General features: G+C 66.8%; 9 protein-coding genes and 1 pseudogene. 8 read left to right on the plus strand and 2 right to left on the minus strand.

Translation table 11 applies throughout. The features are described 5' to 3' along the window. Positions 1 to 12 precede the first annotated feature (12 nt). From EXE63_RS24560 to EXE63_RS24585, 6 genes are all read left to right on the plus strand, one after another. Positions 13 to 1,203, plus strand: coding sequence for an amidohydrolase family protein (locus EXE63_RS24560; RefSeq protein ID WP_105361761.1), 1,191 nt, complete (start codon positions 13 to 15; stop codon positions 1,201 to 1,203). 44 nt (positions 1,204 to 1,247) lie between these two features. Further along, entirely contained in the window at positions 1,248 to 2,675 is a 1,428-nt protein-coding gene (locus tag EXE63_RS24565) for a FadD3 family acyl-CoA ligase (protein ID WP_210000891.1), read from the plus strand. A gap of 129 nt (positions 2,676 to 2,804) precedes the next feature. Next, positions 2,805 to 3,647: an Rv1363c family protein gene (locus EXE63_RS24570; protein WP_234904255.1), complete on the plus strand. Its 843-nt coding sequence runs from the start codon at positions 2,805 to 2,807 to the stop codon at positions 3,645 to 3,647. Then, the gene (locus EXE63_RS24575) at positions 3,644 to 4,282 is read left to right on the plus strand and encodes an Rv1363c family protein (protein WP_168144088.1); all 639 of its coding nucleotides are present in this window, start codon (positions 3,644 to 3,646) and stop codon (positions 4,280 to 4,282) included. The genes EXE63_RS24570 and EXE63_RS24575 overlap by 4 nt, the downstream gene beginning before the upstream one ends. A gap of 3 nt (positions 4,283 to 4,285) precedes the next feature. Further along, a complete protein-coding gene (locus EXE63_RS24580; RefSeq protein ID WP_168144089.1) occupies positions 4,286 to 5,302 on the plus strand; it encodes a patatin-like phospholipase family protein in 1,017 nt (338 codons plus the stop codon). A 5-nt stretch (positions 5,303 to 5,307) separates the two neighbouring features. Then, positions 5,308 to 5,934, plus strand: a complete 627-nt coding sequence (locus EXE63_RS24585) for a 2-C-methyl-D-erythritol 4-phosphate cytidylyltransferase (RefSeq protein WP_209999976.1) — start codon at positions 5,308 to 5,310, stop codon at positions 5,932 to 5,934. Here EXE63_RS24585 and EXE63_RS24590 read toward each other — a convergent pair. Beyond that, positions 5,915 to 6,646 (minus strand): IspD/TarI family cytidylyltransferase, encoded by a 732-nt coding sequence (locus EXE63_RS24590; protein WP_234904256.1) that lies wholly within the window; start codon positions 6,644 to 6,646, stop codon positions 5,915 to 5,917. The two genes, EXE63_RS24585 and EXE63_RS24590, sit on opposite strands and share 20 nt — an antisense overlap. Before the next feature lie 125 nt (positions 6,647 to 6,771). Between EXE63_RS24590 and EXE63_RS24595 the strand changes: the two are divergent. Next, positions 6,772 to 7,979 (plus strand): annotated as a pseudogene (locus EXE63_RS24595) (low temperature requirement protein A). Here EXE63_RS24595 and EXE63_RS24600 read toward each other — a convergent pair. Continuing rightward, positions 7,976 to 9,241 (minus strand): MFS transporter, encoded by a 1,266-nt coding sequence (locus EXE63_RS24600; protein ID WP_168144091.1) that lies wholly within the window; start codon positions 9,239 to 9,241, stop codon positions 7,976 to 7,978. The pseudogene EXE63_RS24595 and the gene EXE63_RS24600 sit on opposite strands and share 4 nt — an antisense overlap. Before the next feature lie 221 nt (positions 9,242 to 9,462). On the opposite strand from EXE63_RS24600, the gene EXE63_RS24605 reads away from it, so the two are divergent. Further along, positions 9,463 to 10,176 carry a MerR family transcriptional regulator gene (locus EXE63_RS24605; RefSeq protein WP_234904257.1) on the plus strand — a complete coding sequence of 238 codons (714 nt, stop codon included), beginning with the start codon at positions 9,463 to 9,465 and terminating at the stop codon, positions 10,174 to 10,176. The last annotated feature ends 731 nt before the right edge of the window (positions 10,177 to 10,907 follow it).

Below are 10,907 nucleotides of genomic sequence, written 5' to 3' on the forward strand. Positions count from 1 at the left end.
AAGGAGCATCTCATGGGTCAACTGTCGCATCGGGTCGACATACCGTTTCCGCTCTTCGATGCGGACAACCACCTCTACGAGCCTCCGGAGGCGATGACCAAGTACCTCCCCAAGGAGTACAAGGACATCGTCCAGTACGTGGAGATCAACGGCCGCACGAAGATCGCCATCAAGGGCCAGATCAGCAACTACATCCCGAACCCCACCTTCTCGGTGGTCGCCAAGCCCGGCGCCTGGGAGGAGTACTTCAAGTTCGGCAACCCCGACGGCAAGAGCAAGCGCGAGCTGTTCGGCGAGCCGATGAAGGCCATCCCGGCGTTCTTCGAGCCCGAGCCGCGCATCAAGGTGATGGACGACCTCGGTCTGGACCGCACACTGATGTTCCCGACGCTGGCCAGCCTCATCGAGGAGCGCCTCGCCGACGACCCGGTCGCCATCCACGTCATCGTGCACGCGCTGAACGAATGGCTGCACGAGGTGTGGGGCTTCAATCACAAGGGCCGCATCTTCACCACTCCGGTGATCACCCTGCCCATCCTGGACAAGGCGCTCGAGGAGCTGGAGTGGGCCGTCGCGCGCGGCGCCCGCGCCATCCTGATCCGCCCGGCGCCGGTGCCCGGCTTCCGCGGCCCGCGGTCGTTCGCACTGCCCGAATTCGATCCCTTCTGGGAGCGCTGCGTGCATCACGACATCTTCGTCGGCATGCACTCCTCGGACAGTGGTTACTCGCGCTACACCTCGGAGTGGGATGGCGGCGCGCAGGAGATGCTGCCGTTCCAGACCAACGCGATGTCCATCCTCAACGAGTGGCGTCCGATCCAGGATGCGGTGGCCTCCTGGGTCATTCACGGCGCACTCTTCCGGCACCCGAAGCTGAAGGTCGGCATCGTCGAGGCCGGCTCCAAGTGGATGTTCCCGCTGCTGGACTCGATGGCCGAGGTGTACAAGAAGGCGCCGGAGGCGTTCCTCGGTAACCCGATGGAAGAGATCAAGAACCGCATCTACGTCAGCCCGTTCTACGAAGAGGGCATCGATGATCTGATCAACCTGATCGGCGTCGACCAGGTGCTGTACGGCTCGGACTGGCCGCACCCGGAGGGCCTGGCGGAGCCTACGCACTATGTGACCGCCCTGGAGCATCTCTCCATCGAGGACCAGGCAAAGATCATGGGCGGCAACCTCGGGCGCCTCATCACCACGTAATTTCGCGAGTGACGTATACCCGAGAGTGGCAGACCATCCCGGAGATGGTCTTGAGCGTCGGCGACCGCTTCGGTGCTGCCGAAGCGGTCGTCGACGGTTCGCTGCGGTTGAGCTATATCGAACTGGCCCAGCGTGTTCGGTGTGCCGCGGGAGCTTTCGCCGAGTTCGGCATCGGCAAGGGCGACCGGGTCGCGATCTGGGCGCCCAACTCCGCAGCCTGGCTGATCGCCGCCTTCGGCGCGGTGACCGCCGGTGCGGTGGTCGTCCCGGTGAACACCCGATTCAAGGCCGAAGAGGCCGCCGATATCATCACCCGCAGCGGCGCCAAGGCTGTCCTGGTCCAAAACGGCTTCCTGGGACAGGATTTCAGCGTTCCCGCCGGGGTCCCGGCGATCGAGATCACCTCGGGCTTCCTGGACAGCGGGCAGCCCTACGCGGCGAAGGGTCTGCTGGGCACCGATATCGCCGACATCATCTACACCTCCGGCACCACCGGCCGGGCCAAGGGCGTGATGATGAATCATGAACAGACGCTTCGGCTCTACACCGAATGGTGCGATCTGGCCGACCTGCGCCAGGGCGACCGCTATCTGATCGTCAACCCGTTCTTCCACACCTTCGGCTACAAGGCCGGCTGCATCTCCTCGCTGATCCGCGGCGCCACCATCCTTCCGGTTCCAGTGTTCGACGTGCCCGCCGTGGTGGACCTCATCGAGGCCGAAAAGATCACGATGCTGCCGGGCGCCCCGACGCTGTACCACTCACTGCTGGCAGTCACCGACAAGCATCGGCTGGCAACCCTGCGGGCCGGGGTCACCGGTGCCGCCGACATCCCGGTCGAACTCATCCGCCGGGTGCACGAGGAACTGCCCTTCCAGACGCTGACGACCGGATACGGACTCACCGAGGCCGGCACGGTCACCCTGTCCCGCCCCGGCGATACCTTCGAGGACATCGCGACCACCGCGGGCAGGCCCTGCGACGGCGTCGAGGTGCGTATCGCCGCGGACGCGGAAGTGCTGGTGCGCGGCTACACCGTGATGCAGGGCTACCTGGATGATCCGGTGGCCACCGCGGAGACGATCGACGCCGACGGATGGCTGCACACCGGGGATCTGGGGGCCGTCGACGACGCTGGACGGCTCACGATCGTGGGCCGCAAGAAGGACATGTTCATCGTCGGCGGTTTCAACGCCTACCCGGCCGAGATCGAGGGTTTCCTGCTCGAGCACCCCGCGGTCCGTCAGGCGGCGGTGATCGGCGTGCCCGACGAACGGATGGGCCAGGTCGGCAAGGCCTTCGTGGTGTGCCGCGAAGGCGACGAGGTCCTGAGTGAGACCGATTTGATCGCTTGGAGCCGTGACCGGATGGCCGGGTATAAGGTGCCGCGGTACGTAGAGTTTCTTGATGAGCTGCCCTTGAACGCCACGGGCAAGGTGATGAAGGATCGCCTTCAGGACCTCGCCCGCTGAGCGTACGCACAGCACGGAAATAGCGTTTCCGCAGGAAGAGCATTGTTTCTGGGCGAATCGCTGATGGGGTATCGTCGAATGAATAGTCGAATTTGATAACGCCATTCTCGTTTGGCGCAGGAGGTCATGATGTCGACCCGGAAGCCTGGCGAAACGTCGCCGGACGCCGATCAGGCGGACGTCGCGGATCTGTCCGCAGAGGAGGCCGAGGCGCTCGCCGCAGCCGCCGAGGCCGAAGCGGCGGCAGCCCGCGCGCGGGCCAATGTGCTCCGCGTGCAGCAGGCCAAGGCCACGCGGGCGGCTGAAGCCACGGCCGAGGTGGCCGCTGATGACCCGGTGGGGGTTGACGCCGACAATGACGTGGCCGCCGAGGATGCCGAGGACGGTGCGGTCGAAGACATCGACGCGATCGAGGACATCGACGCGGCCGACGATGTAGACGATGCCGAGGACGACTCGGACCCCGTGCGCCGCGGTGGAAAACTCACCAGCATCGTCAAGTACGCCGCGGTGATCCTCGCGGTCCTCGGAATCGCCGCGCTGGCCAGCACCAGCGCCTGGATTGTGGTCAAGCACCAGCAGGCCGAGCAGCGGCGGGACCTCAGCGCCCAGTTCTCGGCCGCCGCACGGCAGGGCGTGGTGTCGTTGATGTCGCTGGACTTCAACCGCGCGCAGCAAGACGTGCAGCGCATCATCGACAACTCCACCGGTCAGTTCCGCGAGGATTTCCAGAGTCAGGCCGAGGAGTTCGCGAAGGTCGCCGAATCGTCGAAGGTCGTGACCGAGGCGAACGTCACCGCCACCGCGGTGCAGACGATGACCGACGACACCGCCGATGTTCTGGTGGCGGCCGCATCCACCATCACCAATGCCCAGGGCGCCAAGGAAGACCCCCGCAGCTGGCGGCTGATCGTGAGCGTGGCCCGCGATGGTGACCAGATCAAGATGGCGAAAGTCGAGTTCGCGCCGTGACCGTGAAGAACGAAGAAGAACTGTTGACCGCTGTCGAGATCGACGCCGCGGACGGTCCCGAGGACACCATTGCCGCCGAGGAACCGGATGTGGCGGCGGGTGGACCGCCCGATCGCCCGGCGGGCCCGGTACGCCGGGTGCTCCACGGTGCCGCCCGCTTCTGGGTGGCCATCACGTTGGTGGTGTTGTTGGCCATCACCGGAGGCGTGACCGCGTGGCTGTACGTCAACCAGTACAAGCCCGATCAGGCCACCGGAACCGCCGCCGCCGACACCGTGCTGAGCGCCGCCAAAGACGGAACCGTTGCGCTGCTGTCGTATTCACCGGAGACCCTCAACGAGGACTTCGGCAACGCCAAGACACATCTGACCGGTGATTTCCTGAACTACTACAACCAGTTCACCGAGCAGATCGTCACGCCGGCGGCCACCAAGAAATCGGTGAAGACGAGCGCGGCGATCGTCAATGCGGCCGTCGCCGAACTGAATCCCGAATCGGCGGTGGTGCTGGTGTTCCTGAACCAGACCACCACCAGCACGGAGAACCCGGACGGATCGTTCTCCACCAGCGCCGTCAAGGTCGGCCTGACGCGGGTGGACGACGACTGGTTGATCTCGTCCTTCGACCCGGTGTAGCCGTTGCCGTCGCCGACCTCTCCTGCCGACCTGGTTCTCTCCGGTGGCGGGGTCAAAGGGGTCGGTCTGATCGGCGCGGTGGTCGCCCTGATGGAGGCCGGCTACCGGGCGCAACGGGTTTCGGGCACCTCTGCGGGCTCCATCGTCGGGGCGATCGTCGCCGCCGCGCGTGGGCAGCTCACCGGGGTTGAATTCAAAGCCATTGCGCTGGAACTGAAGTACCGGAAATTCCGCGACCCGGGGCTGGTCGGGCGGTTACCGGTCATCGGGCAACCGCTGGCCCTGGTGCGGGGCCGCGGCATCTACAAGGGCGACTACGCGCACGACTGGGTGCGCGGGCAACTCGCGAACCTCGGGGTCCGTACCTTCGGTGACCTCGCCATCGATGATGACGACCTACCAGCCGAGCAGCGCTACAACCTGGTGGTCACCGTCGCCGATGTCACCACCGGCCAGTTGGTGCGGCTGCCCTGGGACTATCGCAGGGTCTACGGTCTGGACCCTGATGAGCAGCCGGTCGCCGATGCGGTGCGCGCCTCGATGTCGATCCCGTTCTACTTCCGTCCGGTGACGCTTACCGATGCCGCGGGGCGGAGCTCCACCTTGGTCGACGGCGGCCTGCTGTCCAACTTCCCGGTCGACTCCCTGGATCGCGCCGACGGAGGTGTCCCGCGCTGGCCCAGTTTCGGCGTCACGGTACTGCCGCACCTGCCCAATGACACCGACCATCTGCTGCCGAGTTGGGGACCCCTGCGCCGTCTGGGGCCCTCGCGAATGCTCGACGATGTCATCACCACCGTCCTGGTAGGCCGCGATCAGGCGTACCTGAATCAGCCCTGGGTCAGCGCCAGGACGGTGCGCGTCGACTCGACCGAGGTGGGATTCCTCGATTTCGATATCAGCGACACCGAGGTCGAGGCGCTGTACACCAACGGGTACTCGGCGGCGCGGGATTTCCTGGCCGGGTGGGACTGGGAGGCCTACCTCCAGCGCTTCCGGTCGGCCCGCCCGCTACATTGACCGCGGTGAAACTCTCAGCGATCCTGCCGCTACCGGTCGCGGCGGCCCGGCACCCGGAGTCGGTCTTCACCCCCGTCGACGGAGAGCCGGTACTGGTGCGGATCGTGCGTGGTCTCACCGTGGAGGTCACCGAGGTGCTGGTACCGGCCGACGCGGCAATCTACGAGCGGGCGCGCGCCGGGCTCGCCGGATCGCCGGCCAGGGTCATCGCGGCTGGCGAAAACGCCAGCACCGCAGAGTGCCTGACCGCGGCGGGGCCGCAGTTGCAGGCCTCCGCGGCGACACACGCCCTGGTGGCCGACCACCGCCACCCGGTGCTGTCGCGTGATCTTCTGGCCCGTGTCGTCGCGGCGCTGGCCGACGGTGCTGAGCTGGTCGTCCCGGTGTTACCGGTCACCGACACCGTGAAAAGGGTTGACGGGCAGGGTGTAATCCGGTCGACGGTGGACCGTTCCGAGCTGCAGATCACCCAGTATCCGTACGGTGCCGCCGTGGCCCGGCTCGACGATCTGCCCGCCGTGCTGAGCGCCGCGGCCGACCTGGTGTGTGTCGCCGGCGACGCGGACGCGATCCCGTTCGACCTGCCGGCAGATGCCGCTTTGCTGGCGGCCGTCATCGCCTGTCGGCGTTGACCGTTCCCGCCAGCAGGTGCTCGGCAAGCCGGATGTCCGGCGGGTAGGTCACCTTGAGATTGGTTGCGGCCCCGGGGAACACCCGCACTTCGACCTCGGTGAAATGTTGTACGCACGCCGAGGTGTCGGTGCCGTCGAAGGCCTCGTCGGCGGCGCGTCGATACGCCTGCAGCAACGGCCCGGCCCGGAAGGCCTGCGGTGTCTGCACACGCACCAGTCGCTGCGTCAGCGGTTCGAACCCGCCGCCGGGTCGTGGCCGGGCCAGGCCCGTTGCCGCCACCGCGGGCACGGCGCCACCGTGGCGGCGGGCCGTGTCCAGCGCGGCGCGCATGAGATCCGGGCCGGCCAGCGGCCGCGCGGCGTCGTGGATGAGCACGACCTCGACGGTGCCGTCCTCGATATCGGCGGCGATGTGGCGCAGCACGTTGAACTCGGATTCGTGGCGGCTGTCACCGCCCTCGACGAGTTCCACCGCGACCCCGGGCAGGTCGTCGGCCAGGGCTCGGGCCGCCACATCGCGCTCGCCCCGCCGGTACACCAAGATGACCCGGCCAATTTCTGCGGTGCCGGCCACCGCCCGGACAGACCAGGACAGCATCGACCTGCCGGCCAGCCTCAGATACGCCTTGTTGCCGTCGGCGCCCACCCGCGCACCGATCCCGGCCGCCAGCACCACACCGACCGCGGTGCGGGGATCCGAAGCTGTGGACACGCGCTCACGCTAGCGTGTTGCGTCGGTGAGCCGGTGCGGGCCGGGTCCATCGGGGAGAGGATGATCGGGTGAGCGTTTCCACACCACAGCCTTCGGTTCCGACCCGGGCGCACCGGCTTCGCCGGATGTCGGGTCGCGATCCGCACGAGCAGCATCGGGCGGCCACTCCGCTGGAGTTGTTGTTCGACCTCACCTTCGTGGTGGCCTTCGGCGTCGCCGCATCGGAGCTCGCGCATGCGATGGCCGCGGAGCATGTGCGGGTGGGCCTGGTTGGCTTCGGGTTTGTGATGTTCGCCGTCTGCTGGGCGTGGATCAACTTCACCTGGTTCGCCTCGGCCTACGACACCGATGACTGGGTGTACCGGCTGATGACGATGCTGCAGATGGTCGGTGTCCTGATCCTGACTCTCGGCATACCGGACGTATACGCCTCGCTGGAGCACGGCGGACACGTCGACAACTCGGTGATGGTGGCCGGATACGTGGTGATGCGGGTCGCCATGGTGGGGCAGTGGCTGCGCGCGGCGCGGCAGGACCCCGCGCGCCGCAGTGCCTGTATGCCTATGTCGCGGCGATCTCGGTTGCTCAACTCGGATGGATCGCAGCCATTTTCGTGCACACCTCGCTGTCGGTGACGCTGTTGATCATGGCGGTACTCATCGGCGTGGAGATGCTGGGTCCGGTGATCGCGGAGCGCCGGGCCGGCGGTACCCCGTGGCACGCCCATCACATCTCCGAGCGATATGGCCTGATGGCGATCATCGCGTTGGGGGAGGGAGTGGTCGGCACTGTGGCGAGCCTGTCCGCGGTGGTGCACGACCAGGGCTGGACCTCGGACGCGATCCTGGTGGCGCTGGCCGGAATCGGGTTGACCTTCGGCATGTGGTGGCTGTTCTTCATGGTGCCCTCGGCCGAACTGCTGCACGCACACCGAGAGACGTCGTTCTGGTTCGGCTATCTGGCCATCCTGCTGTTCGGCGCGATCGTCGGTACCGGTGCCGGGCTGCACGTTGCGGCGTACTACCTGGAGGAGCATTCCGAACTCGGTTCGGTGGGCACGGTGTTGTCGGTGGTGATCCCGGTGGCGGTCTACATCGGGTTGATCTACCTGCTGCACTCGCTGTTGTTGCGCAGCGTCAACGCGGTGCACCTGCTGCTTGCGGCGCTGACCGCGGCCGTCCTGGTGGGTGCGGTACTGCTGGCGCTCTCGGGTGTTTCGATGGCGGTCTGCCTGGTGGTCGTCACGGCAGCGCCCGCCGTGGCGGTGATCGGCGACGAGTGGGTCGGACACCGCCGGACGGCGGCCGCGGTCGCCGCCCGAACCGGGGCTTAGCGTCCGGCCGGTTCGAAGGTCTCCAACAGCGACCGCTCCTGCTCGGCCTTCATCAGGCGCCGCGCCTTGCGGCGGGTGATCAGGATGCCGATGACGGCGAGCACCCACACCACGTACTGCAGTGTCCACGCCAGCCGGAACGAGTCGGTGGAGTAGCCGCCGGCGGCGTCGAGAATCCAACCCATCGCCTGCATCAGCAGCAGCGAGGCCAGGAACCCGCCCATGTTGACGAAGCCCTGCGCGGTGCCCAGGGTCGCGCTCGGGTTGAACGTGCGGGCGAAATCGAAGCCGACCATCGAGCCGGGCCCGCCGACGGAGATGATCACGACGAGCAGCACCAGCAGCCACAGCGGCGCCTGGCCGGGGATGGCCAGCACGATCGTCCAGATGAGCGCGTTGCTGCCGATGATGGTCAGCACCATCACCGACCGCTTGTGCGGATACCGGCCGGTGAGGATGCCGAGCACGACACCGGCCGCGATCGCCGTCACCACCGAGATGGTCAGCAACATGCCGGCCACCGTGCGGGTCTGGCCCTGCGCGGTGGTGACGTAGGGGACTCCCCACATCAGGGCGAACGCGGTCACCGAGAACTGGGTGCCCATATGGGTGAAGAAGCCGAGCCGGGTGCCGGGACGCATCCACACGGTGCGCAGGCTCACCATGGTGTCCCGCACGTTCATGGTCTCGGTGGTGACCAGGCGCCCGTTCGGGGTGTTCTGCAGCACTGCGGCGGCCAGCACCATGGTGAGCACGCCGAATGCGGTCACGGTGAGGTAGGCCGAGGTCCAGCCGTTGACACCCAGCAACGCCAGGAACGGCACCGCGGAGAGCACCTGACCGAGTTGGCCGCTGATCCCGGTGAGCTGTGTCAGCAGCGGCACCCGCTTGGCCGGGAACCAATGCGGCACCAGGCGCAGGACGGAGATGAACGTGACCGCGTCCCCGAGCCCGACGACGGCGCGCGCGGCCAGCGCCAGTGGCAGTGAATCGGTGAGCGCGATCGCGAGCTGGCCGGTCGCCATCAGCGTGGCGCCGGAGAGGATGAGGAGCTTCGAGCCGTAGCGGTCGAGCAACACGCCGGCAGGCACCTGGGCGCCGGCGTAGACGATGATCTGCAGCACCACGAACGTCGACAGCACGCTGGGACCTGCGTGGAAGCGGTCGCCGGCCTCCAGCCCGGACACTCCGAGCGTGGTGCGGTTGAGCACCGCCACGATGTAGGCGAGTAGTCCGGTCGCCCAGATGATCCAGGGACGCACGCGGACCTCGATTCCTTGAGCGGGTGGGGGGAGCAGGATAAGGGTCCCAAATTGGTGGGATGAATCGCCAATCATTTCTCGGTGAGATCGCTCACCGAGGTTGCCAGAATTTACATCTGCACTGTTTCGCGCGTATTTCACAGTTCGCTCGTTCTGCACGAGCCGGGCTAGACTGGAGAAATGCGCGCGCTCTGCTGTCGACCCGGTGTGGGGGCGCACAGGTGGCGCTGAACGAATACCGCATCGACGATCTGGCCCGGATCTCCGGCGTCACGGCCCGGAACATCCGCGCCTACCGCGAACGTGGCCTACTGGATCCGCCGCGCAGACAGGGGCGCTCCGCCCTTTACGACGACTATCACCTGGCCCAGCTGCAGACCATCGACGAACTGCTGGGCCGCGGGTTCACCTCCGCCCATGTCGCGGAGTTCTTCGAGACCGTGCGGGCCGGCGGGAGTCTGGCCGAGCTGCTGGGACTGCAGCGGGTGATCCAGCGTCCGAGCCCCGAGTCGGGCGAAGATCCGACGCCGGCCGGGATCCCCGTCGGGATCGATCCGGCAAGTGCGGAGGGTGCCCGGCTGGTCGAACTCGAGCTCGCCCACCCCTCGGGGTCGGCGCTGGTGTTCGCCAATCCCGACATCGGGCGGTGGGTGGCGCACTCCGTGGACCCGCTGGCATACGCCCGCATCGTGATCACGCTGCTGGATACGGGCCGGGACGGTGTGGAGTGGCTGGCCGATGCCGTGATCTCGGTGCTGGAACGTGAGGTGGCCGAGCGGTTCGGATCCATGGACCCGAACCAGGGCGACATTGACCGTATGGGCCGGTGGATCGCCGACTGCGTAGGGATCGGCCACGCCGTCATCGCCGACCAGCTGCGGCGGGCACTGCTGACGCGGCCGCTGACGGCGGTGCCCGGTGGCGACAGGGCCTGACGGGGGGCTGGCAACTACACGTCGCCGGGGCGGTCCGGTCGGCGCGCCGGTTCTACATTCCTCGATGGCGACGTCAGTCAGGGGCGGGGCAAGGGCACGTCGAAGCCCTTCCTGTGCGCTGGGAGTCGGTGCTCAGCCCACGGGCGCCCGGGTCCGTGAACATCTGTATCGGCCTCGTCGTGCGGGCCGGCGTCGGACGGGGTGCAAAAACTTACCGATCAGTAATAATTTCCAGCAAACAATTTTCACCAGCCGTCACCGGCGGGTGGACACTTCGGCGCAATATGTCCTTTCGGGGGCGCGGTTCGAAGCGCCGTCGGTGGTGCCGGCGAACACCAAATTCTTAGATAACGATTTCATAACGGCATCGCGCTGATCTGGGAAGTTATAGCTACTCGACCGTAACCGCCTGCATGCAGGACGTTTGTCCCGCAGAACTTTGGGCGGCGCGGGGGTCGTTGTTACCCGACGTATGGTTACCCGTCCGTAGACTCGCCAGTAACCATTTAAGGTCGGAAAATCGCTCTAGTTCTTATGACACTCTTAGTGGGGTTGGGCTGCCCTCTGGGCGCGTCTGGAGCCGGCTTCCGGTGCTCCCGGATCGCGCCGATGAGAACCAGCCCGACGGAGATTCAAAGCTGAATCACCAGGACCAACAGGACGACGGGGCCGTCGGGGATCCCGTACGCATCCTCGCCGCGACGACGCGGCACACCGGTACGACCAGCGAT

Source organism: Mycolicibacterium frederiksbergense (genome assembly GCF_012223425.1).
GTDB classification, from domain to species: Bacteria; Actinomycetota; Actinomycetes; order Mycobacteriales; family Mycobacteriaceae; genus Mycobacterium; species Mycobacterium frederiksbergense.